Source organism: Cupriavidus sp. DB3 (genome assembly GCF_020418465.1).
GTDB lineage: Bacteria > Pseudomonadota > Gammaproteobacteria > Burkholderiales > Burkholderiaceae > Cupriavidus > Cupriavidus cauae.
Window position 1 is genome coordinate 565,034 of the sequence record NZ_JAIZPL010000001.1, and the last position, 26,993, is coordinate 592,026.

Annotated in this window: 19 protein-coding genes and 1 pseudogene; 6 read left to right on the forward strand and 14 right to left on the reverse strand. The window is 69.5% G+C overall.

What is annotated here, in order from left to right; all coding sequences use genetic code 11:
• Window positions 1-12 precede the first annotated feature (12 nt).
• From K7G19_RS02385 to K7G19_RS02400, 4 genes are all read left to right on the forward strand, one after another.
• Window positions 13-756 (forward strand): GntR family transcriptional regulator, encoded by a 744-nt coding sequence (locus K7G19_RS02385; RefSeq protein WP_226105581.1) that lies wholly within the window; start codon window positions 13-15, stop codon window positions 754-756.
• Between the two features lie 31 nt (window positions 757-787).
• Entirely contained in the window at window positions 788-1,159 is a 372-nt protein-coding gene (locus K7G19_RS02390; protein WP_226105583.1) for a cupin domain-containing protein, read from the forward strand.
• A gap of 123 nt (window positions 1,160-1,282) precedes the next feature.
• Window positions 1,283-2,041 carry a glucose 1-dehydrogenase gene (locus K7G19_RS02395; protein WP_149318323.1) on the forward strand — a complete coding sequence of 253 codons (759 nt, stop codon included), beginning with the start codon at window positions 1,283-1,285 and terminating at the stop codon, window positions 2,039-2,041.
• Window positions 2,042-2,132: 91 nt separating this feature from the next.
• The gene (locus K7G19_RS02400) at window positions 2,133-3,461 is read left to right on the forward strand and encodes an MFS transporter (protein WP_226105585.1); all 1,329 of its coding nucleotides are present in this window, start codon (window positions 2,133-2,135) and stop codon (window positions 3,459-3,461) included.
• Between the two features lie 122 nt (window positions 3,462-3,583).
• On the opposite strand, the gene K7G19_RS02405 is transcribed toward K7G19_RS02400, so the two are convergent.
• The 12 genes from K7G19_RS02405 to K7G19_RS02460 all read right to left on the reverse strand — a co-directional run bounded on the left by K7G19_RS02405 (window position 3,584) and on the right by K7G19_RS02460 (window position 23,822).
• Window positions 3,584-6,001, reverse strand: a complete 2,418-nt coding sequence (locus K7G19_RS02405; RefSeq protein WP_226105586.1) for a hypothetical protein — start codon at window positions 5,999-6,001, stop codon at window positions 3,584-3,586.
• Window positions 5,994-7,592, reverse strand: coding sequence for a hypothetical protein (locus tag K7G19_RS02410; RefSeq protein WP_226105588.1), 1,599 nt, complete (start codon window positions 7,590-7,592; stop codon window positions 5,994-5,996). Before K7G19_RS02410 ends, K7G19_RS02405 begins: the two co-directional genes overlap by 8 nt.
• A gap of 52 nt (window positions 7,593-7,644) precedes the next feature.
• Window positions 7,645-11,478 (reverse strand): hypothetical protein, encoded by a 3,834-nt coding sequence (locus tag K7G19_RS02415; protein WP_226105590.1) that lies wholly within the window; start codon window positions 11,476-11,478, stop codon window positions 7,645-7,647.
• On the reverse strand, window positions 11,475-14,021 hold the full coding sequence (locus K7G19_RS02420) for a hypothetical protein (RefSeq protein ID WP_226105592.1): 2,547 nt from the start codon (window positions 14,019-14,021) through the stop codon (window positions 11,475-11,477). The genes K7G19_RS02415 and K7G19_RS02420 overlap by 4 nt, the downstream gene beginning before the upstream one ends.
• A gap of 2 nt (window positions 14,022-14,023) precedes the next feature.
• Complete coding sequence (locus K7G19_RS02425) at window positions 14,024-16,285, reverse strand: DUF6603 domain-containing protein (protein WP_226105594.1); 2,262 nt, start codon at window positions 16,283-16,285, stop codon at window positions 14,024-14,026.
• A gap of 304 nt (window positions 16,286-16,589) precedes the next feature.
• Complete coding sequence (locus tag K7G19_RS02430) at window positions 16,590-16,877, reverse strand: DUF3325 domain-containing protein (protein ID WP_226105596.1); 288 nt, start codon at window positions 16,875-16,877, stop codon at window positions 16,590-16,592.
• Complete coding sequence (locus K7G19_RS02435) at window positions 16,874-18,472, reverse strand: PepSY domain-containing protein (RefSeq protein WP_150084881.1); 1,599 nt, start codon at window positions 18,470-18,472, stop codon at window positions 16,874-16,876. Before K7G19_RS02435 ends, K7G19_RS02430 begins: the two co-directional genes overlap by 4 nt.
• Window positions 18,473-18,561: 89 nt before the next feature.
• Window positions 18,562-18,861 carry a DUF3649 domain-containing protein gene (locus K7G19_RS02440; protein WP_150084857.1) on the reverse strand — a complete coding sequence of 100 codons (300 nt, stop codon included), beginning with the start codon at window positions 18,859-18,861 and terminating at the stop codon, window positions 18,562-18,564.
• Window positions 18,862-19,602, reverse strand: a complete 741-nt coding sequence (locus tag K7G19_RS02445) for a DUF4198 domain-containing protein (protein WP_226105598.1) — start codon at window positions 19,600-19,602, stop codon at window positions 18,862-18,864.
• Window positions 19,603-19,612: 10 nt separating this feature from the next.
• Window positions 19,613-22,072 carry a TonB-dependent receptor gene (locus K7G19_RS02450; protein WP_226105600.1) on the reverse strand — a complete coding sequence of 820 codons (2,460 nt, stop codon included), beginning with the start codon at window positions 22,070-22,072 and terminating at the stop codon, window positions 19,613-19,615.
• Window positions 22,073-22,177: 105 nt separating this feature from the next.
• Window positions 22,178-23,212: a FecR domain-containing protein gene (locus K7G19_RS02455; RefSeq protein ID WP_226105602.1), complete on the reverse strand. Its 1,035-nt coding sequence runs from the start codon at window positions 23,210-23,212 to the stop codon at window positions 22,178-22,180.
• A gap of 88 nt (window positions 23,213-23,300) precedes the next feature.
• Complete coding sequence (locus K7G19_RS02460; protein WP_149318414.1) at window positions 23,301-23,822, reverse strand: sigma-70 family RNA polymerase sigma factor; 522 nt, start codon at window positions 23,820-23,822, stop codon at window positions 23,301-23,303.
• A gap of 185 nt (window positions 23,823-24,007) precedes the next feature.
• Here K7G19_RS02460 and K7G19_RS02465 point away from each other — a divergent pair.
• Window positions 24,008-24,130: pseudogene (locus K7G19_RS02465) on the forward strand (sel1 repeat family protein); the annotation flags it as partial.
• Window positions 24,131-24,187: 57 nt separating this feature from the next.
• Here K7G19_RS02465 and K7G19_RS02470 read toward each other — a convergent pair.
• Window positions 24,188-25,075 carry a LysR family transcriptional regulator gene (locus tag K7G19_RS02470; protein WP_150084861.1) on the reverse strand — a complete coding sequence of 296 codons (888 nt, stop codon included), beginning with the start codon at window positions 25,073-25,075 and terminating at the stop codon, window positions 24,188-24,190.
• A gap of 186 nt (window positions 25,076-25,261) precedes the next feature.
• On the opposite strand from K7G19_RS02470, the gene K7G19_RS02475 reads away from it, so the two are divergent.
• On the forward strand, window positions 25,262-26,176 hold the full coding sequence (locus K7G19_RS02475) for an EamA family transporter (protein WP_226105604.1): 915 nt from the start codon (window positions 25,262-25,264) through the stop codon (window positions 26,174-26,176).
• 22 nt (window positions 26,177-26,198) lie between these two features.
• Here the strand turns inward: K7G19_RS02475 and K7G19_RS02480 are convergent, their stop codons facing one another.
• Window positions 26,199-26,957: a MetQ/NlpA family ABC transporter substrate-binding protein gene (locus K7G19_RS02480; RefSeq protein ID WP_370639493.1), complete on the reverse strand. Its 759-nt coding sequence runs from the start codon at window positions 26,955-26,957 to the stop codon at window positions 26,199-26,201.
• Between the last annotated feature and the right edge of the window lie 36 nt (window positions 26,958-26,993).

A 26,993-nucleotide genomic window follows, 5' to 3' on the forward strand; every position in this document is an offset into this window, starting at 1 on the left:
TAGAATTCGCGGATGACCGCCATCGACCTGAGCCCGGCCTTTGTCCGCCTTGCCCGGCATATCCGCGAACGCATCATCGGAGGGGAATGGCTGCCCGGCCAATTGCTGCCCGGCGAAGAGGCGCTTGCCAGGGAACTGAAAGTCAGCGTCGGCACCGTGCGCAAGGCGTTCGACGTCCTCAGCGGACAGGGCCTGGTCACGCGCCATCGCGGCCGCGGCACGTTTGTCGCGCGCGCCACCGACGAGCGCGCCTTCACCAGCTTCTTCCGCCTGGTCGATCGCGCCGATGGCGCACGGCGGCTGCCGGTCGATACCGTCCTGAGCCGCGAACGGGCGAGCGCCGACGATGAGGAAAAGGCGGCGCTGAAGCTGCCGCCCGACGCGATGGTCTACCGGCTGCGGCGCCGCCGGGACATCGACGACACCCCGCTGGTGCTGGAGACCATCGCCTTCCCGTTTGCCCGCGTCGGCGCGAAGGAATGGGGCGAGGACGGCGCCGCCGCGCATCTGGTGTACTCGTTTCTCGAGCAGCAGTGCGGCGTATCGATCAGCCGCGTCGAGGATCGTTTGCAGGCGCGCATATTGCCGCAAGGCATGGCCGGCGAATTCGGCTTGCCGGCCGGACATCCGGTATTGCTGGCGATCCGCGTCGCATTCGATCTGCAAGGCGCCCCGGTCGAATTCCGGCGCACCTGGATGGCCACCGATGGCCACGACTATCTGAGCGAATTGCGCTGGACCGGCGCGGGCGGATAACACCATTCCCAACGACAACACCGTGGTACCGATGACCAAGCTGATCGACTTCCGCAACGACCCCGTTCCCACCCACGACAATCCGCGTCCCGACCGCCTGGTGCGCGGCAATCCCGATCGCACCACGTGGACGCATTACAGCGCGGCGCATGGCGATTTCGATTGCGGCATCTGGGCCTGCGAACCTGGTGCCTGGCGCATTGCCTTTCCGGCGGGCAAGGAAGAGTTCTTTCACGTGATCAGCGGCCGCCTGCGCATCAGCGATGCCGCCGGTGAGGCGCGCGAATTCGGCCCCGGTGATGCCTGCGTGATTCCCGCCGGATTCGAAGGCGTATTCGAAGTCATCGAGCCGGTGCGCAAATATTTCGTGGTGCTGGATCGCGCCGCCGCGAAAGCCGTGTAAGTGTTTCCGCCTCCCGCCGCCATCAATATGGCAATTGGCAATATTTCAAGGGATGTCACTCCGATCGCAAAGCGAAGCTAAAATGTCCCGCCATACAGCCACACCATAACGATGGAGACAAGCATGAGACTGGCGGGCAAGGTGGCAGTGGTGACCGGTGGCGGTTCCGGCTTTGGCGAAGGCATCGCCAATCTGTTCGCGCGGGAAGGGGCGCGCGTGGTGGTCGCCGATATCGATGAGGCCAAGGCCACCGGGGTGGCGCAAGCCATCGAGCAGCAGGGCGGACAGGCCCGCGCCGTGCGCGCCGACGTCTCGAAGGGCAGCGATGTGGAAGCGATGCGCGAAGTCGCGCTGGCCGCATTCGGCGATGTCGGCATCGTCGTCAACAATGCCGGCACCACGCATCGCAACAAACCCATTCTCGACATTACCGAAGACGAATTCGATCGTGTGCAGGCGGTCAACGTCAAAAGCCTGTATTGGACCGCGCGCCATTTCATTCCGCATTTCCGCCAACGCGGCGGCGGCGTCTTCGTCAATATCGCATCGACCGCCGCAATCCGGCCGCGTCCGGGGCTGGTCTGGTACAACGCCAGCAAGGGCGCGGTGGTGACCGCGAGCAAGGCCATGGCCGCCGAGCTCGGACCGGACAATATCCGCGTCAATTGCGTCAATCCGGTGATCGGCGCGACCGGGCTGCTGGAGCAATTCATGGGCAAGCCCGACACGCCGGAGAATCGCGCCTCCTTCCTGGCGACGATTCCGATGGGACGGATGTCCACGCCCGCCGATATCGCGGCGGCCTGCCTCTACCTGGCATCGGACGAAGCGGCCTTCGTCACCGGCACCTGCATCGAAGTGGACGGCGGCCGCTGCGTCTGACCGCCTCGCACCCCGCAGCGGCCGCCCACGAGGCGGGCGCATCGTCACTGTCGACATCATCGTCATGCATGACAACCATCAGGAGACAGCCATGAGTTCCACGGATCCCGGATTCGAAGACGCGATCTACCGCAAGGTCAGCTGGCGCCTCGTTCCGTTTCTGCTGCTGTGCTACGTGGTCGCGTATCTGGATCGCGTCAATGTCGGTTTCGCCAAGCTGCAGATGCTCAACGACCTGAAGTTCAGCGAGACGGTCTATGGCCTCGGGGCGGGCGTTTTCTTTATCGGCTATTTCCTGTTCGAGATTCCGAGCAACGTGATCCTGCACAAGGTCGGCGCCCGTGTATGGATCGCGCGGATCATGATCACCTGGGGCCTGATCTCGGCGGCGATGATGTTCGTCACCACGCCGACGATGTTCTACGTGCTGCGTTTCCTGCTGGGCGTCGCGGAGGCGGGCTTTTTCCCCGGCATCATCCTGTACCTGACCTATTGGTATCCCGCCGAACGGCGCGGGCGCACGACGACATGGTTCATGACGGCCGTCGCGCTGTCGGGCGTGATCGGCGGCCCGCTGTCGGGCTGGATCATGCAGACCTTCGACGGCCACAACGGCTGGTCCGGCTGGCAATGGATGTTCCTGCTCGAAGGCATTCCGTCGGTGCTGGTGGGCCTGTGGGTGCTGGCCTACCTCGACGATCGCATCGGCCATGCCAAGTGGCTGACGGCCGAGGAAAAGGCCGTGCTCGAGCGCAATGTCGCCGCGGAATCCGCGCACAAGGAAGACCTGCCGGTGCGCCGCGTGCTGTCGAGCCCGCGCGTCTGGATGATGAGCGCCATCTACTTCAGCTTCGTGATGGGCCTGTACGGCATCAGCTTCTGGCTGCCGACCATCATCCGGCAGACCGGCGTCAAGGGCGCGCTCGATATCGGACTGCTGACCGCGATTCCCTATGGCGTGGCCGTGCTCGGCATGGTGCTGGTGGCGCGCAGCGCCGACCGCCGCGGCGAACGGCGCTGGCATATCGCCATTCCCGCGCTGGCCGGGGCGATCGGACTGGTGCTGTCGGTGCTGTGGTACGACCGCACCGTGCTGGCGATGGTGGGCCTGACGCTGGCGACAATCGGCATCATGACCACGCTGCCGCTGTTCTGGAGCCTGCCGACGGCATTCCTTGCCGGCACCGGCGCGGCGGCCGGCATCGCTATGATCAATTCGCTGGGCAACCTGGCGGGCTTTATCAGCCCTTATGCGGTCGGCTGGCTGAAGGACCTGACGCAGAGCACCAACGCCGGCATGTACCTGCTCGCCGGCTGCCTGGTCGTCGGCGCGGTGCTGACGTTGCTGGTGCCGGCGCGGCTGGTATCGCGGCAGCAGGGCGCGGCGCAATACGGCGGCGCGCTGGGCACGACGCGATAAGCGCGAACGCGGTCCGTCCGCAACGGGTTGGCGCGCTCAGCGCGCGGTACGGTCGGCGTCCTGCCCGCCCATGGCGCTTCCAACGGGCGAGGCGATGCAAGCCGGCAGCCGGTTCGAGCGCATTATCCAGCGACGATCGGCGACCAGCCGCTGTCCGGCGTGTAATCGCTGCGGCAGACCCGGCCATCGGGCAGCACGGCGAACACCATGACGGTATCGCCCTGCGTCACGACAGTGGCGCCGCCGGCCGGGCTGACCGCGGTGTAGGGATCGATCGCCAGCAAGGGCGACCATTCGCCGCCCGGCACCAAGAGGCGGAACGCGGCGTGCAGCAGGCCGTCGACGCTGACGGCCACCGCAACCAGCGTATCGCCGTGCAAGAGCGCCAGGCCGAGATGGCCTTGCGCGGCGAAGGCCGGCGCGGGTCCGATCGGCACCAGCGTCTCGAACAGCAGCGGCTGCAGGCCGAAGCCGCAGGCATGGAGCAACCCGTCGCTGCCGACCGCCACCACGGCGACGCCATCGAGCGTGCCGGCGATGCCGGGTTTGACGCCCGGCTCCATCGCGACATCGCACTGCGCGGCCACCGCGTCGTGCCAGAACGTGATGGTGTTGCCCTGGGGAACGTTGCCGGCGATCCAGCGCAGCGCGCCGCCGTCATCGATGGCCACCACATCGGCCGTGCGCGCCTTGCGCGACAGCATCACCGGACCGGGCGTGCGGCGGTAGGTACTGAAGGAATCGAGCTGCACCGGGGCGGAGAAGTCGTGATTGCCCATTTCGGTGGCGTCGTATTCGACCACTACCAACTGGCCGCTCGGCTGGATCGCCGCCACCGTCGTCAGTTCGTACAGCGGATGGCACGCCGCCACGTCGTAGCCCGGCGCGAGGCTGGCGATCTCGGTCCAATCCCTGGCGATGTCCCCGGTATTGCCCAGCGTGTCCCAGTAGTAGTACCGCAAGGTGCCGCGAACGCTGGTGACGAACACCTCGAATACGGTGCGCAGCAGCGGTGCCGTTTCCAGCGACACCAGCAGCGCCGGCTGCGAATCGGACAGCTGAAACGGCGCGCTGTCGGGCTGCGGAAGTTCGGGGCCGGGTCCGAACAGCCGCGACCACATCCGCAGGCTCAGCCGGTCATCGGCGCCGAGCCCGACCAGCAGCGCGCTGTCGCCGGCGATGGCCGCGGCGGCCGGCGCGGGCAGGATGCGCGGCCAGCCCATATGCACGGCGATCTTGCGCAGGTCCGGCATGCCGCCGATATTGCCCGGCGGATCGGACGCGGCCGGTGTGCACAGCGAGGGATTGCGCAGCAGATCGCGAATCGACGTGGGAAACAGGCATTGGCCGTCCCGGGCCGCCTGCATGCCCTGGATCGCGCAGACGACGCCGGCGATCACCGCGGAGGCGCCCGAGGTGCCGCCGAAGGTGTGATAGGGATAGACCGGATCGTCGTAGGGGCCCCGTGAGCCCTCGAAATCGGCGAAACAGTCCACGCGTGCGCCGAAGGTCGAACCGCGCCGCCAGGGTTGCCGCACGCCATCCACCGGCGCTGCCTGTGTCGCGCCGCCGACCAGGATGGCCAGCGAATCGCGGAACACCGGCTTGGCCGGATTGATGTGATCGCATTGAGGCCGGGCATCGAGGTCGTCCCCGGAGTTGCCGGCGGGCTCGATCACCGTGATGCCGAAGAAGACCAGCAGCTGGATCGTCTGCTGAGTCTTCCTGGACAGTTCCACTGGCAGCGCCGGGTCCTTGCCCGGAAGCGTCAGCCAGGGCCGCGGGCTGGCCAGCTCGATCAGCACGACGCCGCCGGGCCGCACCGCATCGCCGGCGATCAGCAGCGCGGCGTCGAGCCAGTGCTTCCCATCCGCGCGCATCGACGTCACCACATGGGCGCGGGCCTCGGGCGCGATGCCGACGATGCCGCCGCCGTTGTCGGGTGCCACGACGATACCCAGGACAGACGTGCCATGGTCCGTGTCCTCGCGGTCCGCCACGCCGAACACCGAGTACGGCACGATCGGCACGGTGGCCAGCTCGATGTGCTGCAGGTTCCAGCCGTGCTCGACGTCGACCATGTTGACGCCACGTCCTGTACCGCCCGCCACGCGCCAGGCGTAGTAGGCATCGATGCCGCCCGGCGCCGCGGCCAATTGCTGGGACACGATCGCATCCTCGTTGGTGCCATAGGCGATACGGCCAGCGGGATATGCGGGCATCCGCGGCTCCGCCCATTCGACGAAGGGCAGCCCGTACAGCAGCCCGGTCAGCGCCTCCAGCTGCGCCGCCTCGCATGGCACCTCGAACCACGCGAAGGGATCGGGCGGCTCGCCGCCCAGCATCCGCGCCGCGTCCACCATATGGGCCAGCAAGGGGATCTGCTCCGCCGGAAAGCCCGGATCGAGCGACAGCCCCGGATAGCTGGCCGCTATCTCGTCCCACCATGGCTTGAGCTCGCCCAGATACTGCTCGGCGCCGCTCTCGTACGGCAGCACGAAGCCATCGAACAGCTTCACGTCGACATAAGCCTCAGCCATCGCCGTCTCCCGGCGGCACGACATCTTCCGCCATCACGTCGAAGCGCAGATGCGAGACCGGTGGCCCCGCCAGCGGCGTGCGGCTGCGTTCGACCCACAGCACCGGGCGGCCCTCCGTATCGCGCGCCAGCCGCGCACGGCGGCGCAGCGAGACGCCGCTGCTGGCGATCGCCTCGGGCGCGATCTCGTGGCCGCGTCCGAAGCCGGGCCCCGACGGCCCGCCGATCAGCCGCGATGCCGGACCGGGCCGCACGCGCGGCAGCACGCCACCGAGATCGGCCACCAGCCCCTGCTGCCAGTCACCGTAGCGTCCGTCGGGGCCGGTACGCCGATACGGATGCCAGTGCGCGGGCAGGGTGTTTGACGGCAGATAGCGGAACTGGCGGGTACCGGTGCGCGTGGTCTCGCGTGCGGCCGCCTCGCTGGTGTCGTCGGCCAGCAGCACGCGACCGTCGGCGCGCAGCTCCACCGCCCAGGCCACGTTGGCGTCCTCGTCGATGCCGAGCGAGACGTCGTCCAGCCAGGGGCCGGCATGCGGCGCCACCGCGACGGGCCAGATCAGCAGCGCGCCCGCTTCCATGCCGGTGGTGCGGAACAGCGACCAGGCCTGCGGGCCGTCCACCGGGGGCGGCGCCAGCGTCCACGTATCGTCGAAGCTGTCGTGCACCACCGTGTCGCGCAGCGTCACCAGCATGCCGGACGAGGGCGGCCGCTCGCCGCCGGCACTCGGGGGTGGCTCCGGCACCGGAAACCAGAACCAGTCGTCGGCATGGGCCAGCGCCACATCGAGCAGCAGCGCGGTGCCCAGATGCGAGCGGTCCGGCGAGAAGGCGCCCAGGTCCACGGCACCATCCTCGATCTGCCACCAGCGCGGATGCGGCGCGCCGGGGTAGGACAGGCGGCTGACCAGCAGTTGCCGTGACGAGGTCATCGACGCCGACGTGCCTCCATTCGTGCCCGCGTTCGTGCCGCCGTTCGTGCCGGCGTCCGCGCGCAGCACCGTACCGCCCGCGTCGGCGGAATACCAGTCGACGTCGCCGCCATCGTGATCGCGAATCTCCAGGCCGCGCGTGCCCGCGCTGAAGTGCGCATCGTGCGTCAGCTTGCGCGACGACCAGTTGTCGGCGGGCGGCGATGGCACCTCGTTCCACAGCGCATGGCCGGCGAGCAGGCCCGCGATAAAGATCGCGCGGCCGTCCAGTTCCTCCGACATGGCTTCGTAAGGCGGCGGCAGCGGACCGAGGCGCAAGGTCCGCAGGCGCTGCGGCGGCAGCGCGGGCAACAGCGGCGCGGCGGCGCGACCCAACCGCACGCGCCGGCCGATGGTCCACCAGTCGCCGGGCTCGGCCTCGACCAGCGCCTCGGCCGGGATGCGGGCCGGATCGAGATCGGGCCGGCGCGGCGCATAGCGCAAGGGCTCATGCGTGACGCTGACCGCCACCGCGATCGGGCTCGATACGTCTTCGCCCTGCAGCTCGCCGAGCTGCCATTGCCGCGTCAGGAACCAGACGGGATCGGCGACGCGTGCCCGCAGGCCGCGATGGAAGTCCGTCGGCGGGCTGAGCGGTTCGAGGCGGAAGTGCAGGGACATGGCGGTCTCGATCGGTGGGCTGTCGGTGGTGGTCGCTTGCCGGCGAGCGGCATCAGGTCCAATGGCTCCAGAACATGTCCGGCAGGGACGACAGCGCCGCCGGCGTCGCGACCCGGCTGCCCGGCCGCGGGCGGCAGGCGCGGGCACGCGCGAGCTGCCGCGTCTCCAGCACCAGTGCCGCCAGTTCCGCGTCGTTCAGGCGCCGGCTCGCGTCGGGCGGCACGGCCAGCAGCACCGCCTGCGGCGCGCGCGACTTCGGGCCGTTGAAACCGAAGGCCGCGCTGGTCGTGTGCCGGGTCGACGGGATCGCGTCCTGCCAGGCGTCGAGACCGGCGATCGCCACCGTCGCCATGCTGCCGGCGAGCGCGGCAGGGTCCGGCCCGTAGGCCACCACCACCGGCCCTGCAGGGCTCCACGGATCGCCCGAGCCATCGGCGGTGCGTACGGCGGCGCGCCACGGCCGCGTTGCGGGATCGAGTTGCCAGGCCTCCAGGCTCGCCAGGCGCGGGCGCACGGCGGCGACGATCTCGAGCCATTCGCGGTCGGTGCGCGGGCGTCCTTCGTCGTCGCGCATCGCGGCGCGCAGCGGACCGACGGCCAGCGACGGCACCAGCGGCAGCACCGGCAGGCGGGCGTGGCCGACGAGGGCGCGGATCGATTGCCGCAGGCCGCGCACGCTGTTGGCTCCGGCTTCGGCTTCGGCTTCCGGCGCGGCCGCCAGGCGGGTCTGCAAGCGCGCCAGCGCCTGCGCCAGCGGCTCGGCATCGTCGGCCCGCACGGCGCCCCAGGCGCGGCATTGCGCAAGGCACCATGCCACCGCGGCCGGGTCGTTCAGATCGGCCGCGGCAAGCGAGCCCAGCAGCGACGTCAGCCGGTTCCGCAGCGCGCTCAGGCGGCCCGCCAGATCGGCCACCATCGCGTCGCGCAATGGCGAGGCGGGCGCCGCGTCGTCGTCGCGGCCATCGATCGCACCGGGCAGCGGCGGATCGCTGTCGCCGCCGCCGAGCAGCTCGGCGAGGCGCGTGGCTCGGGCCAGCTTGTCGGCGCCTGTGCCGGAAGCGAATGGCAGCGACGCGTCGCGTTCGCCGCGCAGGCGCTGCGTCAATTCGTCCGGCGGCAGCGCGAACGCCTCGATGCCATGCAGGCCGAGGTCGGCCAGGCTCACGGTATCGGCACCGATAGTCCAGGTCCAGCCGCTGGCAGCGCCCAGTTCCTGCTCGAGCAGGCTGGCAAACGCCGGATCGGCAAGCACGGCCGGGGGTGCGCCCGTCCCCGCGGCATTGCCCGGCGGCAGCACCGCCCACGCCGAGACGCGCACGCTGGTGGCCTGCCGCGGCGTGCGCATGGCCCGCAGTTCGGGCGGCGGACCGAGGCCCGCCGCGGCCTCCATCGCCGCGTTGCCCAGGCCGCCATGGCCGGTGACCAGCGCATGGATGCCGTCGGTCACCAGCAGATCGGCATAGGTGTCGAGCGCCGCATCGCAGGTCGCCAGCGCTTCGCGCGCGCCGGCCGGCAGCGTCGGCGGCGGCGGATCGCCCGCCTGCGGCCGGAACAGCAGCCGCAGCACGCGCGCGCCGTCGCAGCAGCGCGTGCCGGCATGCGTGTCGCGCATCGGGTAGTCCTCGCGCAGCTTGCGCACGGTATCCCAGTCGCCGACGATGCGTTCGACCTCGAGGCCCAGCGCCTCATAGGGATGCACGCCGAGCCGGACACGCTCGGCCAGGCGCATGGCCGCGCGAACCCGGGCCGAATCGATCTCGATCTGCCAGCGCGTATCGCCTGGATGGCGAACCGCCGCATCTCGCAGCAGCGCGGCCGTCATCGCTTGCGCGTGCGACGGCGCGTGCAGCAGCCCGGCGGCGGTGGGGCCGGGCGGCAGGCCATGGCCGGGATTGGCCGCATCGTAGGGCGCCGGCGCATCGAGCCAGCCGTATACGCCCAGCCGCCACGGCGCACGCGTGTCCTGCAATTCGCGCAGGCGTGAACAGGCAAGGCCCGTGATCCACGGATCCACGCGATGGCTGGCGGTATCCAGCGCGGCCAGCACGCAGCCGAAGACGCCGTCGGGATCGTCGGCGTAGGCCCGCACCAGGCCGACCAGTGCCTCGATGCCGCGCAGGCAGCGCTTGGCCACGCTGTGTGCGCCGGGATCGGCCGAAGCAAACAGGTCGTCCAGCTGCGGTTGCGACGGCGTCCCCGGGTAGCCGCGCCGCACCAGATCGATCAGCGCTTCGGTGCCGGCCTGCATGGGCAAGGGCGCGTGCGGGTCGACGGGCTGGCCGGCGTCGATGGCCTCGCGCGCCAGGCCGACGCTGGCGCGCAGCAGGCACAGCGATTCGAAGATCAGATGGCCGAGCAGGCCGAGCTTGCGGTCCCAGCGGTACGGGAAAGCTTCGCTGTCTTCCTCCAGCAGCAGGCGCAGCGTGTCGGGGTCGTCGGCGTCGGCTTCCGGCGTGCTCGCCGGCAGATGCGCCTGCTCCGTGAAGGCGCCCAGCGGCGACAGCGGCGTCTTGCGCCCGGCCAGGCTCGATGCCGTCTCCCGCTCCAAGGCGCTCGGCTCGAGCGGCGGCAGGCCCCGCGTCGCACGGATCGCGTTGACCACCGGCAGCGGCGAGACGAGGCGAACGGCCCAGCGGCGCGTGGGCGTGTCTTCGCCCAACAGATCGACGGCCCGCTGCGCGGACGCGCCCACCACGGTGCCAGGGTGGATCGCGGCATCCGCGGCGGCCGCATCGCGCCATGGGCCGGTCCAGTCGCGAATCTGTCCCGCCGTGATGTTTTGACCGGACCAGCCGGCGAGTACGGTGGCCGGCAGCAAACCGTAGGGCTGTGCGCCGACGCGGATCGCCGGATACGGCCCCTGCGGCGCGAGCCACGCCTGCGCCCATTCGGCCAGGCGCGCCTCGTCTTCGCCGGCGCCGATCACATCGCGCAGCGCGTGGCCCCACAGCACGGGCCACAGCGCATTCACGACCAGCGGATCGTGTCCGCCGGCGTCGACGTCGCCGCCTTGCAGCTTGATCGGAACGGCATCCGGCCCGGCCAGCGCCTGCATCACGGCGGCGGACGCGCTGTCCGCAGCGGGCAGCGCATCGTCGATGCCTTCCCATGCGGCCGCATTGCCGCCGGGATTGCTGCCGGGGTTGGTGCCAGCGTCGGCGGTGGCCTCGCGGTCCACGGTATTGGTCGGGGTCCCCGGCCGCAGCACCGACAGCCGGCCCGTGACGGCATGCATCGCGATCAGCGGTTCCGGGGAGACGTCGCCCATGCCGGCCACCACGATGGCATCGAGCGCCGGCGGCTGCGCGCCGGCCGGGAAGGGGATCTCGATTGCCAGCCCGACCGCCTTGGCGATGTCGAAGGAGGTCCACCATGTCCGCGGCAGTTCGCCGGTGGCGGCGGGCGTCTCGAACGCGGTCAGACCGAGCTGTTCGGCAATCCGTTCGCGGTTCGGGTGCATCGTGCCGGCCAGCGTTGGGGCGCCGCCCTGGCCGGCCTCGACGAACCAGACATGGATCGCCGGCGGCAGGCCGTAAGGCTGATGCGTGTCGGGCCAGGCCGAGGGATCGCGCGGCTGGGCTGCGCCGCGATCCGCATGCGGCGCGGGCTCGGCCACGATGGCAACGCTCCGCCGCAGCCACAGCGCGCGTTCGACGCCGAGCCGCGCGCACAGCATGCGCCATTGCATGCCGGCATCGAGCGGAAATTGGCGCAGCACGTCGTCGTAGAGGTCGAGCTCGGCCGGCGACGGCGCGATGGGCCGGCGCGCCATCGAGAACTCGTCGGGCCATGCGCGCAGCCGCAGCATCCAGCCGGGCCGGGTGCCGTCCGGCGCGTAGAAGCGGGTTTCGATGCGCAGGGGCGCCAATACTTCGACGGCGCTCATGCCAGCTCCAGCTTGCCGATCATCACGCGCACCGGTGGGGCAAAGGTCTCGAAGCCGTAGGCCGCGCCGTCGGCGACGGTGCCGGTGGGCCGGTCCTGATCGTCGTGCCAGCTGTAGAAGCGGTAGCCGGCGGGCGGCTCTTCCAATACCACCCAATAATTGGCCAGATCCGCCGGTGCCACGTTGAAGGCGAAGAACGCGACATCCGGGCCGATCCTGCCGGGGAAGGTCGGAAACTGCTTGCGCGACTCGTCGAGCGGCTGGTTCGCGGGAGGCACGGTCCAGTCGGCCTCGGCCCGGTACAGATACACCACCGTGTCCGGATAGCGCCGGAACAGCGGGGTCTTGAACAGCACCACCGCCTCGCTGGCTCGCGGGGCCGGCGTCAGCGCGGCGTTGCCCAATGGCTTATCGGCGGGCCAGTTGCGGATCGGATGGATATCGAACTGGCCACCGGCGCGTTGCCAGAACTTGCGCAGCGGCGACCAGCGGGGAGCGATCGGGAAATTGCGCCAGCGCAGTTCGCCCAGCGCCTGCTGATTGGCGCCGACCAGTACGCCTTCCACGAAAGCAGCGTGCGTGGCCAGGCCCACCACGCGGTCCTGCTGCAGATCGCCAATGCCGGGCAGCATCCAGTCGGGCGCGGCCTCATTGAGGAATTGCCAAAGCGGCAGATCCAGCTCGGGTTCGATTTCGACGGGGCCGATGTCGACGATGCCGGGCAGGGTGGCAAGCACGCGATTGACCACGGGCGGGCGCGCGGCGAAAGGGTCGACGGCATCGGCGACGCGTTGGCCCAGCAGGTCCAGGTCAACCGGCCGGCAACGGGTGCGGCTCGACGCCAGCGTGTCGACCCATTGGCCCGTAGTTGGCTCGTCGATCAGCGTTGGCGGTTCGCGCACCGCGCGAATGACCTTGTCCGGATCGACGCGGCCATCGGCGTCGGGCGTCAGCGCATCGAGCGCGGCGGCCAGCCGGTTCAGGTCCGTCGTCGTTTCGCTGTCCATCAGCAGCCCGAACATGTCGTCGGCCTGCCGCTTGTCGTCGAAGGCGCGCCGGACCGCGTCCTTCAATATGGGGCCGGCATCCCCGCGCGGCTTGTGCCAGATCGCATCGGGATCGTCGGGCGCCACCGGGCACGCGGCGGCCGCTTCGAGCAGCACGCGATGCGGAATGACGCCGTCGCGCGTCAACGCCGAGCGCGCAGGACCAGGACGCAGCGCACGCCGCGCTGCCGAGGACCAGATCGCCGGCGCCATGCCGGGCGTGCGGCCGGTCAAGGCCGACGACACCGTCTGCTGCTCGTTGACCGGCATGCGGCCCAGCATCGCGCCGAGCACCGCCAGCTTGTCGACGGGATCGGGCGGCATATGGCGGAACCACAGCGAGCGCGAGACCTCGACGCCGAGCGCGACGTTGCCGATGCGCTCGCGTGCGATCGCCAGATCGCCGGCACGTGTGGCGGCGGCCTTGGCGATGCGGTCCTGCCATGCGATGGCGGCCCATGCGCCGAGGCCGGCCGCGCCGCGATGGCGCGGATCGGTATGAAACTGCGCGCTCCAGCCTGCGCTGGGCGCCGTGCCCGGCATCGTGAACGGCGCGTGGTAGCGCGGCGCGGTCAGCAGCCAGCGGCCCGGCGGCATGGGCGGCATCGCGGTGAGCGCGGCGGTTTCCGCGGCGAGCCAGGGCGCGACCGGGTCGGCCGGCGCGCCCACCATGCTGACCCGTTGCAGCGCGCCGCCCATCGGGAGGGCCACGATGGCAGGCTCGCCGGCAGCCGCCTGCCCGCGCCGCACGCAATGCAGCTTCGCGCGGCCGAAGTCCTCCTTCAGCTCGCCATCGGCGGGCGTGCGCAGCCGCTTGGCGATCTCGCCGAAGTCGCCGCCTTCGCCGGTACGGAAGCCCCACCTGTCGTAGCACGTGACGCGCACCGGTTGGCCCGCGACGACCGGCCACGCATCGCGCAGCGTGCCGTCGGGCTCGACCACGTAAGCGGGCACCAGGCAGGCGACATAGGCGCGTTGGGGCTCCAGTTTTACGGGGCTCAGGATGCGGCTGTACCAGTCGCCGTCGACCTCATGCACATGCGCCCACTGGTGCGAGTCGCCGAGCGGGTGAGCGGCCTGCGCCTGCGGCGACAGCGTGACGCGGCCATCGCGGCCGGGCACGACGTCGGTGGGCAGGCCCACCACCAGCACCAGCCATGGCCGGATCGCGGCGGGCAGGCGCGAATCGGGCGAATACCGCCACGGCAGGTCGAGCGTATCGGCGTGGCTGAATTCGATCAGCGCGCGCTTGGTGTTCTCTGCATCGGACGCGCCCGGCGGCGGATAGCGCCGGGTAATGGTCCCGGGCGCCAGCCGTTGCACATCGCCCGGCCCGAACAGCTCGTAGGGGGCGGGCGCGGTGATCGAGCGGGGCGTCTCGCTGAGGACGATTTCCTCCAGCGTCAGCGTGGCGCCGGCCTGCAGGCGTCCCGCCACCACGTTGCCGTTGGCGCCGTGGCGCAGCGCGGTGACCTGCCAGGAATGGAACTTGGCCATGCTCAGACTCCCGACAGGTCCACCGGCGACAGCAGGTCCGCCATCGGCACCGCCCCGCCGGTGCTGTTGCCGCGGGCGAAGGCATGCGCGGCGGTGGCGCTGGTGTAGTGCGCCAATTCCGTGGGCGGGACCGTAGCCCACACTTCGCGGGTGGCGTGGATCAGCTGCGCGTTACTGCCAAGCGCAGGGGGACGATGGCTGGCCGCGACCAGGTGGGCGATCGCCCGCAGATCGGTGCGCGCGGCGACCTCTGCGTCCTGCAGTTCGGGCGGGATCACGACCAGCTCGACCTCGCGCGTGTCGTCCACGTGCGTGCTGTAGTGCGCCGCGCCGCTGCTCAGCACCACGCCAGCATCGAGCATGTCGAACGGTGGCCGGTTCAGCTGTTCGGCCTCGTTCAGGTTGCAGTAGTGGCCCGGCGCGAAACGTTCGGTGACCGGATCGCCCGGCGTCAACACGCGCACGCCGGCGCGCGCCGGCAGCGGCAGGCCGTCGACGCGGTCGATCGGCAGGCCCAGCGGCGCGCGACGTTGGGACCATTGCAGGGCGCCGGTCGGCGGCACGGCGGCAACGCCCGGGCGCGTGGGGCGCGGGGCCAGCACCACGGCCGGATCGTCGATCGATGCGGCCCGCACATTGCCGGCCCGCACGATCTCCTGCTGCACGATCGTCAGCAGTTCGCCGGGGCTGGCCGCCATATCGGCCGGGCCGCTGCCCAGCGTAAAGGTCTCGTCCCAGGAGACGTCGAACAGGAAGGTCTCGATGGTCAGCCGGCCGCGAATCACCAGCGGCCCGGGACCGGACACGGTGCCGTCGAGCCGCACGCCGCCGAAGCTGAAGCCGCCTGCGCGCACGTCGAAGCCCGCGGAGGCATTGGCGACGAAGGCAAACGGGCGGAACTGCACCAGCGCATCGAGCTGCAGGAAGCCATGCGCGGTCAGCCCCATCGAGAACGTGATGTCGAAGCGCCCGCCGAGCTGAATGGTGTTGCTCGTGAACGCCAGATAGCCTTCGGCGCGGATCGACAGCGGCCCGCCCAGCGTTTGCAGCGACAGTCCGACGCGGCGCAGGGCCGGCAGCTGTGCCGGCTCGGGATTGAAGCCCGGGTAGAAGCCGCCGATCGACACCACCGCATACGCCTGGCTGCCCCAGTGCAGCCGCATCGCGGCATCGCCGTAGACCGAGAAGACGCCGAGCACATGGCTGTCGACCAGGCTGGCGTCGATGGAAATCAAGGCCTGCGCCGGATCGACGATGCCGAGCAGGTCCAGCCGCAACTGCACCAGCCCCGGGACGCCCGGGATGCCGGCGCGGGCGACGCCGAGCAGCACGACCTTGCCGCTGGGGACCTCGGCCACCAGGCCGAGATCGAGCGACAGGAAGCTGCCCGCGCCCGCCGACAGCCACGCGAGCCGCAAGGTCGGCGCGATCAGATGGTGGTCGCGGAACGCCGGAAAGAAGCGGCGCAGCGCTTCGATGGCGATGCTGGGGTTGGCCGGCGGGCGCGTGGCCAGCAGCGTGTCGGCCGCCGCGCCGGTCCGCACGGCCAGCGCCAGCGCCTCGGTATCGGCGCGACGGTGCACGCCGACCAGTCCGCCGACGCGGTCCAGCGAGAAGCCGAAGGACAGCTGGATCGGCGGCACGAAGGACACGCCCATCAGCGCCAGAAAGGACGGCACGCCGTCCGGCAGGCGCTCCAGCACCGCCGATGCGCTGACCGATACCGGGCCCAGCGGCACGTTCAGCGCGCCGCCGAAGCCGGCGGACGAAGGCAGGCGCACGATCGCGCCGCCCCCCGGCAGGCCGCCGCCGAACGGGGAGGGCAGCGATACCGCGATGCCCGATGGTTGCTGCGGCCCCACGGTGAATGGCGGCAGCGTGGTGTTGTCCGGCAGCTTGGGCTGCAGCACCAGCGATGACGAGGAAAACGCCAGCTTCAGCGGGCCGAGCGGCAGTTCGCCATTGAGGCCCTGCGGGCTGTCCCAGTTCAATGCGCGCACCAGCTCCTGCAGGCCCGGGATATCGGGCAGGCCTTCGAGCAGATAGCGGTTCAGATGCGCGGCGATTTTGTCGCGAGCGGCGGTCCAGGCGTCGACGGCCGCCGTCCAGGCGCTCGCGGACGGCGCCTGCTGCGCGAGCAGATCCAATTGCTGTGCGGCCGCCTGCAGCGCATCCAGATCCGCGGTGGGAGCGGCCGGGCCGAGCGCGCGCCGCAGGCTGTCCCCCAATTCCACCGCGTATCGGATGACTTCGCTGCTGGCCATGCGTCGTGCCCTGGCGTACTGCGTCGATCGAGGACCGCCCGGCCAGGCCGGGCGAGCAGGCGGTCCGTGCGATCCGGGTGGGGCAGTGCCGCTCGGCACCCCCGATGCCTCACACGCTGGAAGGACAGGGACGTCTTATCAGAGGCGACGGCAACGATGGACGCAAATGAATTCTGTGCAGGTCTGGTCCGCGTGCGGTTTTATTCGTATCAGGGCTGAAACAGTGCGATGGCCGCGGGTTCGCCCGCGCGGCGATCGGTGCCGCCTTGATGGGACGATTAGCGGAGCAGACTAGCGGGGCCCCCTAGCGGCGTGCCATGCGCCGCCGCTCCCGCCAGATCAACGCGACATGGACGAGGCCCGCGGCAAGGCTGGTCTGCCCGCTGTAGTGCACGAGCGCGAGCGCCCAGCCGCGGTGGTCCACCAGGACCCACAACGCGAGCAGCAGTCCCAGCCAGCCGGCCGCGCGCAGCATGCGCGTGCGCGACCGTGGCAGCAGAACGTCAAACACCGCTTGCTGATGCCGCTCCATCGCGAGCGCCAGCGCGCCGAATGCCGCGATGCATAGGGTGAAGGCGAGCAGGTCCATCATGCGCGGTCCTCCGACAGCGTGGCAGGAGCGGAGGTGGTGGCGGCGGCGGTGGCGGTGCTCGCGCGCGTTCTTCTGGCCGGCTTGATCCGCGGCCGATGCCGGGCGGTGCGCAGTGCCAGCATCGCGTGCAGCGCGGCCAGGGCCCACATCATCAGATCGAAGCCTGCAAAGACCCAGTCGCCCTCGGCCATGCTGCGCCACAGGCCGCGGTCGGTGGTCAGCGCGTTCAGCACCGGCAGCAGCGCCAGCAGCGCAGCGCCCAGCCACAGCAGTTCGATCCACGCTTTCTTTGCCGGCCGCATCAGCGCGACCAGCAGCGTCGCCGCCCACGCGATGAAGAACAGGTGGATCTCCCAGGCGCCGCGGGCTGCCAGTTCCGCCGGGAGCAGACGATTGCCCCACAGCATCGCCGTCATCGCAACGGAAAGCCCGGCGATCGCGGCGATATTCAGGCGCTCGACCAGCCAGAAACCGAAATACGGCCGCTCCGGCTCAGGCAGCTTCTGGCGACGCTTGACGGTCCACATCACCAGCCCCGTGCCGACCATCGCGGTGCCGGCAAGACTGACGATGAAGTAGAGCCAGCGCAATTGCAGATCGCTGAATCGCCCCAGATGCAGCGCATACATGACGCCGCGCACCTCGGCCGCCGGGCCGACGCTGTCGCGCGTCTCGAGCAGCTTGCCGGTGGCGCCGTTGAACACCAGGTACTGCGGGCTCATCGACACGCGCGCGGCCTCGCCGCGCAGCACGGTGACGCGGGCCGACGCATCGCCGGCATGGGCGATCGTCACGCGGCTGATGTTGTGCTGGCCCCAGCGCGCCTGGGCCTGGCGCACCATGTCATCAATCGGCGCGAGCTTGGCGGGGATGCCGCTCGGCTTGCCGGGCGGCGGCGACGCATTCAGCTGCGCCGTCAGCTGCTGCCGCTCGGCCGGCGTCTTGAAGGCTGCCTGCTGGCCCCATGGCATGTACATCGCCATCAGGGTCACCAGGCCGGTATAGGTGATCATCAGGTGGAAGGGCAGGCCGAACACCGACAGCGCGTTGTGCGCATCGAGCCAGGAACGCTGGCCCTTGCCCCAGCGGAAGGTGAAGAAGTCGACGAAGATCTTCTTGTGGGTGATCACGCCGCTGACGATCGCCACCAGCATGAACATCGCGCAGAAGCCCGCGAGCCAGCGTCCCCACAGCACCGGCATGTAGTGGAACTGGAAGTGGAAGCGATAGAAGAACTCGCCGCCGTGGGTTTCGCGCGCCGCGACCTTCTGGCCCGTGGCCGGGTCGAAGGTGCCGCTGTCGAACGTGCGCTTGCCGGGTGGGGCGCCCACCGTGCGCCAGAACGCGCTGACCACGTTGTGCCGGTCCGTCGGCATCTCCATGCCCCACAGCGGGCTGCCCGCGGCGACGGTCGCCAGCGTGTCGGCCACGCGCTGCGCGGCCGCGGCGGGATCGGGCACTTCGAGCTGATGCGCCAGTTCGGGCCGCATCCATTGCGAGATCTCGTCCTTGAAATAGCTGACCGTGCCCGTCAGGAACATCGCGTAGAGAATCCATCCGACCAGCAGGCCGGCCCACGTATGCAGGTCCGACATGGTCTGGCGGATGCCCCGGCCCCTGGCGGCGATGTCGCTGTGGTTGTCGATGACGTTGCGCGGCGTCACCGTAGACTTCGCGGTGGACTTCACGATGCGCTCCCTCCCACGCCGGCATACCAGGCCGCCAGCAGCAGCGGGACGGCCGCCACCAGCAGTCCGGCCCATGCGCGCCGCGCGCTGCGTACCGCGAACACCCAGATCACGGCGCCCGCATAGAAGGCGAAACTGGCCAGCATGCCGGTCAGCACGGCTTGCGGCTTGCTGATCGGCAGCGCCAGCGCGGCGACGCTGGCCAGCGCCGCGAGCGCATAGCCGCCCAGCACGGCGGCGATGATGCGCGAGACGAGCGAGCCGATCTTCAGGGCTCGGGGCACGGCAGCTTGCATTTACTGTTTGGCCTTCTTGTCGGCGTTGGGTGCGGGAATGGCCGGCACGGCGGGCAGGCCGTCGGGTTTGACATAGGTCAGCGTGCTGACATAGTCGACGCGATGATATCGCTCGGGCCCGGCCTGTCCCAGGCGCTCGCCCGGGGTTTCGTCCTGATGGCTGACCTCGGCGACGTAGACGCCTTGCCACGGCATATCGAAGGCGACCTTGCCCTGCTCGTCGGTCTGCTTCTCCTTGGCCCAGCCCGACTGCGTCACCAGCGCGACCTTGGCCTTGGGCAGCGGCTTGCCGCGGAAGAACACCTGCAGTTCCCCGGCCTTGCCGGCCGGCACCACGTCGAGCACCAGCTTGGGCGCCTGCGGCGCGAGCTCCGTCACCAGCCGCGCGGCGGGAAAATACCAGCCGGTCAACTGCTGTTCGCCGCGCTTGAACGGGTACAGCGGGTAGTGGGGCGCCTGCGCGACGATCGCGTCGCCGCGCTTGGCCTGGAAGGGCAACGTATAGCCGTCGCCGGTCTTGACGCCGTCGGCGGCTTGCTCGCCCTTGGCCGAGAGCAGCGCGGCGCTCGGCACACCGAGCTTGTCCAGCGTGCCGGGCGAGACCTCGCGCAGGTTCTCGGCGAATTCGCCGAAGCGGACGCTGGCGTTCTGGCCGGGCGCCTGCTCGATCCAGATCTGGTGCGAATGCGCCGCGGTGGCGAACGCCATCAGCGCGAAGGCGAGCGATGCGGAAGATTTCATGGGATAGCCCTTAGAAGTCGAATTGCGCCGAGAGCATCAGCGTGCGGGGAGCGGCCACGGTGACATAGGTACCGCTGGCCAGCCAGTGGTTGTCGTTGAACAGGTTCAGCACATTGGCGCGCAGCACCACCGGCGTGCTGCCGACGCGGGTGCGATAGCGGGCGCCGATGTCGTAGCGGGTATAGCTGCGCAGGCTCAGCGTATTGGCCGCGTTGAAGTACATCGACGAGGTATGCAGCATGCGGCCGGACAGGCTCAGGCCCTGCACCCACGGCGTATCCCAGTCGACGCCGAGGTTGAAGGTCCGCTTGGGCACGTTATTGGCGTCCTTGCCGTCGTTGACGCCGCCGGCGGTACGGGTCAGCTTGGCATCGAAGAAGGTGGCGCTCGCCATCAGCCGCAGGCCGCGCATCACCTCGCCATAGGCCGACAGCTCGAGGCCACGGTTGCGCTGCTCGCCGTCGAAGCTGTAGATGTTGGTGGCCGGATCGGTGACCGCGCTGGGGCGCTCGATCTGGAACACCGACACGGTGGTGGTGACGCGGCGGCTCCAGTCGACCTTGACGCCGGCCTCGTATTGCTTGGACTTGTACGGCGCGAACACCTCGCCAGCGTTGGCGGTGCCGGCCGGGGCGACGCCGCCGCGCGTCAGGCCCGCGGTGTAGTTGCCGTAGACCGACACGTTGGACAGCGGCTTGATCACGATGCCGGCGAGCGGGGAGACCGCGCTGTCGTCGTACTTGCCGCTCTGCACGCCGGCGGTGAAGTTCTCCAGCGCCACGCGCTGATGGCGCAGGCCGCCGGTGATCAGCACGCGATCGTCGGCGAAGGACAGCGTATCGGTCAGCGAGAAGCTGGTCAGCTCGGTTTCCGAAGCGCGCTGCGCATCGCCGCGGATGCCGCGCACCGGGGGAATCGGCACGGGGTTGTAGATGCTGGAAGGCACGCCGTCGGCGGCCGGATTGGCCAGGTAGAAGTTGCCCGCCTCCTGGTCGAGCCGCGTGGCGCTGAACGTCACGGTATGGCCGACGTTCCACGTGGCGAAGTTCGCGCGCGCGCCGACCTCGGCGGTCCGCGTCTTGCTGTACGCGTCATACCAGGCGTTGTTGACGGTGAAATTGCCCTGTGCGTTGACACGGCCCGAAGGAAAGTCCTGATAGGTCGATCCCTCGTGATACCCGGCCGCGCCCCAGACCATCAGGTTCGGTGCGATGTCGTACTCGACGCGGCTCATCACGGCCGTGTCATGCAGGTTCAGCTTCGTGCCGGGATAGAAATTGCGGTGCCCGGAGGGGGCGTCCGGAATGGCGGTGACCGTCGGCAGGAAGCCGATCTGCGGACGGAAGTTGTCGATGCCCTCGTGCTGGCTGTAGGCATCGAGCGACCAGCGCAGCCTGCGGCCGCGATAGTCCAGGCCGATCGCGCCGACGGTCTGTTCGGCGCGGCCGTCGTCCAGCGTCGTCTTGCCGTTCTGGTAGGCGCCATTGAAGCGCACGCCCCATTCCTTGTCCTCGCCGAAGCGGCGGCCGATGTCCGCCTGCACGCCCAACTGCGACTTGCTCTGGAAGGTGCCGGTCAGGCGCGTCAGCGGTTCGTCGCCGGCGCGCTTGGTGACGACGTTGATCGCGCCGCCGATGCTGCCGCTCGGGCCGATGCCGTACATCAGCGTGCCCGGGCCCTTGAGGACCTCGACACGCTCCATCATCAGCGTGGGCATCCGGTTCGCCGACGCCATGCCGTAGAGGCCGTTCAAACCCACGTCGCCGCTCGACACGGTATAGCCGCGGATCTGGAAATCCTCGCCGAAGCCGCCGCTGGAGGTCAGCGTGCGCACCGAGGCCTCGCTGACGACCACGTCGGCAAGCGTGCGGGCCTGCGTGTCCTGCAGCATCTCGGCGGTGTAGTTGGTGGTGCTGAACGGCACGTCCATCACGTCGGCCGTGCCCAGCACGCCCAGGCCGCCGCCGCGCGCGACCTGGCCGCCGGCATAGGGCGCCGGCAGGCCGCCATCGCTGGCGGAGGCCACCACGGTCGCCGTGGGCAGCATCGCGACGCCTTCGCCGGCATCCGCGGACCGCGGCGCGGCATTGACGACATAGGTGCCGTTCGCCTGCTCGACGGCCACCAGCCCCGAATTGGCCAGCAGCGTGTCCAGGCCGCGGCGCACCGTGTAGTTGCCCTGCAGGCCCGTGCTGCTGCGGCCGGCGGTCAGCTCCGGCTTGAACGACAGCATGATGCCGGCCTCGCGGCCGAAGCGGCTGAGCGCATATTCGAGCGTGCCGGCGGGGATGTCATAGCTTCGGCTCGCGGCCGCCGGCTGGGCGTGCGCGATCGCGGGGATGGACAGCACCGGCGCGGCAACGGCGGCGCCGAAGGCGATGTGCCGCGCCGCGCGGGCCAGCAGCTTGCGCCGGAATCGGTGAGTAGGCTGGCGCGTCGGCGCCGTGACGTGGACCCGGAGGGAACCCATGATCTGACCTTTCTGAAGGAGGAGAAGTTGGAGTGCTCACCTCCATGACCCGCGAGAAACCAAAACGGATCAGCTCGCGGCAAATATTTTTCAGATCTTCGTGGGCTACCCCTTGGCGGCAGGTGCCCGGACAAGCCGGATCTCCCTGCGCCCCCACAGTCTAGTCACCACTTCGGTGCGTACCTCCAGCGTCGTGCCCAGCGCGCTCAGGACCTTGCCGATGTCGTCGACCGGGAACGAGCCCGACACGCGCAGGCCGGCCAGCGCCGGGTCGCAGGACAACGCATCGTCGCTGTAGCGGCCCAGCTCCACGAGGAAATCGTCCAGGCGCATGCTGCGGGCGACGATGAAGCCTTCGGCCCAGGTCGCGCCGGCGCTCTCGGCCGGGGCAGGGGAGGTGATGCTGTCCGCCGTATAGCTGGCGCGATAGCCGGCCGGCAGCACGATCGCGCTGGCGGCATTGCGGTTGGGGCGGATCTGGACCTTGCCCTCGAACACGCTGACCTCGGTATCGTCGCCGCGCTGGCGCACGACATAGCGGGTGCCCAGCGCCTGCACCGTGCCCTGCGCGGTCTCGACCAGGAAGGGCCGGGGTGGCGACGCTTGGTCTTTGGCGGTGGCAATCAGGATCTCGCCGGCCAGCAGCCTGACGCGCCGCTGTGCCGCGTCGAAGTCGATGTCGACCGCGCTGGCGGTGTTCAACCACAGCTGCGTGCCGTCCGCCAGCACCAGCGAACGGCGCTCGCCGACCGCGGTGCGATGGTCGGCCGCCCATTGGCGCCACGGCGTATGGTCCCGCGCGCTCCAGGCGAGGCCCCCGGCGAACAACGAGACCGCCAGCACCTTGATCGCGCGCCGGCGCTTCGACGAACCCGGCGAACCCGGCGGGGCGAGCGCGGCCCGCGCGATATCGGAGGTCACCGGCGAGGACAGCGGCCGCAGCCGGTCCTTGACCGATTCGATCCGCTGCCAGGCCCGCTCGTGATCGGGATGCGCGGCGCGCCAGCACTTCCAGGCCTCGACGACCTCGGGCGCCACGTCATCGCCCTGCAGTTCGAGCAGCCATTCCAGCGCGCGCTCCGCCACGTCGGCCGGAATGTTGGCGGCGTCGGCTGTGGTCTGGTACCAGGAGGAAGCCAAGGGGGCGTTATCCGATCGTGATGCGAGGTGATGGGGCGGGATGCGCGTTCATTCGACGGGCTGCGGCTTCAGGCCGCTTCATGCGGCGTCATGCGACGAACGACAGGTCGGCGAAGAAGCAGCGCTGCAGCGCCTTGACGATGTAGCGCTTGACCGTCGGGATCGAGATGCCCAGCGCCTCTGCCACCTGCGCGTGCGTCTGCCCGTCGAGCTGGGACAGCAGGAAGGCCTCCTTGACGATCCGCGGCAATCCGTCGAGCAGGCAGTCGAGCTCGAGCAGCGTCTCCAGCAGGATCGCCCGTTCCTCGGGCGACAGTTCGACCCGGCTGGGCGCCTGCGCCAGGGCTTCGAGATAGGCGCGCTCGAGCTTTTCGCGGCGCCAGTGGTTCGACACCAGCCGCTGCGCGACGGTGGTCAGGTAGGCGCGGGGCTCGTCCAGGCGGCTCGGCACGCGATCGCTGTTGAGCAGCCGCACGAAGGTGTCGTGCGCCAGGTCGCCGGCCTGCTCGGCGCTGCCCAGACGCCGGTGGAGCCATCCCTTGAGCCATAGATGGTGGTCGCAATACAGCGACTCGATGCTCGTAGGGAGAAGGCAGCCCGGCGTACTCATGTTCCAGCAGGTGGATCCGCTCGGCCGCCGGTCCGGCGCAGCGGAAGGCGGCATGCCGACGCGGACGGCAAAATGGCGTCAGAAAGGTTGTAAATAGTAATCATTATTAATAACAGAGTTAAACAAAACCTGTCAAGGCGGCAAGAAAGCGAAAGACGGGCGAAAAGGAGCGGAGGAGGGGAAGGATCCAGGCGCTCGCCATGGCCTACCGGGATGGCCAGCTGGGGCTCGACCGCGACGAGCGGAATTTCCGCTTCCACCTGGTGGAGACGGCGCACGCGCTGAAGCATCCGGCGCTCAAGCCCTAGCGCTGGCGGGCGGGCGAATGGCCTGCGTCGTGGGCAATGACTCGCAATATGGGGCCGCTATGGACGACCGACCGGCGCCACGGCCTTGCTTTTGAGCAACACCCGCGAGAGCGCCAGGATGTTCGCCTCGGCGGCGTCCTTGCGCCAGATCAGCCGCGTCACCATGCGGCCGGATTTGGCGGGCAAGGGATGCAGGCTGAGGCGGGCCCGCTCGCTGTAGATGCCGACGATGCTGCGCGGCACCAGCGCGACGCCCATGCCGACCGCCACGCAGCCGAGAATCAGATGGTAGGAGCCGACCTCGACGACGCGCCGCGGCGCGGTGCGCGAGCGCGCAAACCAGTCCTCCAGGCAGCGGCGATGCGGACAGCCGCGCGGGAAGGCCAGGATCGTCTTCGAGGGAATGTCCTTCGGCGAGGCGATCGGGGGATGGCCGGCATTGGCGACGATGACCAGTTCCTCCTCGTAGATCGGCATCGCATGCAGGCGCTTGTCCGCTGCCGGATCGGTGGTCAGCGCCGCATCGAGGGTGCCATCGATGACCCGTTCGGCGAGCTCCGCCGGGTCGCCGGAGGACAGCTCCAGGGCGACGTCCGGATACATCTCGTGGAACAAGCCCAGCGGTTGCGGCAGGCGGACCGCTGCCGTGCTTTCCATCGCGCCGAGCCGCAGCGTGCCGCTGGGCCGGTCGTTGCGGGTGGCCTCGGCCGCCTCGTCGGCCAGATCGAGCAGCCGTTCCGCATAGTCCATCAGCACCTTGCCCGCCGGCGACAGTTGCAGCTTGCGGCCGTCGCGATGGAACAGCGTGACGCCGAGCTTCTCTTCGAGCTGCTGGATACGCACCGTGATGCTCGACTGCGCGCGATGCAGCGTTTCGGCGGCCTTGTTGATGCCGCCCGCCTGCACGACCGCGGCGAAGGTCTTCAGGTCGGACAATTCCAGCATATCGATTTCTCCGAATGATCGGTTCGGGACAATTCATTTTACGCGATGGATCGGCGGCCCTACAGTGGGGATGAAGACACCTTGCATCCGGGCTTGCATCCCCCGGCTGGCATCCCAGGATGACATCCCGGGGCCTTGCGTCCGGCTGCGGCAAGCGCTCCCCACGTATCGACGAGGCTTATCTACATGACCCTATCGCGTCCCGGACTTCCCAACGGCATGGCCGCGGCGGCGGCCGGCGTTTCCGCCAACGTCGTGTTTGGCGCGTCGTCGCTGTACTGGCGGCTGCTGGCCGGCATCGCGCCGACGACGCTGGTCGGCTACCGCATCCTGATTTCGCTGACGACGCTGCTGGCCATCCTCTGGTTGACCGGGCGCTTGCGGGCATTGCGCAGCAAGCTGGGGCCGCGCGTGCTGGCCCTGCATGTCGCGGCCTCGTGCCTGGTGGTGGTGAACTGGGCCGTCTTCATCTGGAGTTCGATCCACAGCCATGTCGTCGAAACGGGCCTGGGCTATCTGACGGCCCCTTGCATTTCGATCGCGGCCGGCGTGATCGTGTTTCGCGAGAAGGTCGACAAGGTTGTCGCCGCGGCACTACTGGTGATCGCGGCCGCGATCGCGCTGCTGCTGTTGCGCAGCGGCGAACTGCAGCACTGGCTCTATCTGACGGCTGCGATCAGTTGGGGCGGTTATGCCTGCCTGAAGAGGTTTACGCCGCTGGACGCGGTCAGCGGCCTGCTGATGGAGACGGTGTTCCTGTCGATCGGCTGCGGCCTGGCGCTGATGTTCTCGGACATGACGCTGGCCCTGCCGGCCGGCATGTCCACGCTGCATCTGGCTGCGCTGGCCATGGCCGGGCTGGTCTCCGCGATCCCGCTGATGCTGTTCTCGTACGCGGCCAACCATCTGTCGCTGTCGATGAACGGCCTGCTGCAGTTCGTGTTGCCGACCACCCAGTTCATCGTCGCCACGTTCGTCTACCGGCAGCCGGTGTCGGCCAATACGGTGATGGCGCTCGCGCTGATCTGGCTGGCGCTGATGGGCATCGTGGCCCGGCCACTGCTGCCGCCACGCTGCCCCGCGGGCGCGGGGCGGCCTTGACGATGCGCTGCTTCTGATTGCGCTACTTCTGGTACGCCGGGACCACGAACCCCGCAAAGCGCTGCTGCGTCACGGCCTTGAACGAGGCCGAACGGTAGGCGTTGCGGATATCGGCCACAAAGGGCTTGTTCAGGTCGCTGGTTTTGACGGCGACGAGGTTCATGTAGTAGTCGGGGATCTTCTCCAGCGCCAGTGCCGAGGTCAGCTTCAGGCCCGATGCCAGCGCGAAATTGCCATTGACGAAGGCATAGTCGACGTCGTCGAGCGAGCGGGGCAGCTGGGCCGCTTCGAGCTGCACCAGCTTGAGCTTGTGCGGATTGCCCGCAATGTCGCGCTCCGAGGCGCGCACCGCGTCCGTACCGGGCTTGAGCGTGACCCAGCCGATCTGCTGCATGATCGCGATGGCGCGTGCCAGATTGGTCGGGTCGTTCGGCAGCGACACGGTGGCGCCCGGCTTCACTTCGCTCAGTGCCTTGTGCTTGCGGCTGTAGATGCCGATCGGCGCGGTCGGTACCTGCACCACCTCCGATAACTGCAGCTTGCGATCGGCCGAGAATGTCTTCAGGTAGACCGCATGCTGGAAGGCGTTGGCATCGAGCGCGCCATCTGCCAGTGCCAGGTTCGGCTGCACGTAGTCGCTGAACTCGACGATCGTCACCTTGTAGCCTTGCCCTTCCAGGATTGGCTTGATGCCATGGCGGACCTGGTCGGCATAGGGGCCGGCGGTCGCACCGAAGCGGATTTCCTTCTTGTCGGGGTCCGCCGCGCTGGCGGACTGCATGGCGCCGAAGGCCAGCAGCAGGGTGGCCAGTATCCG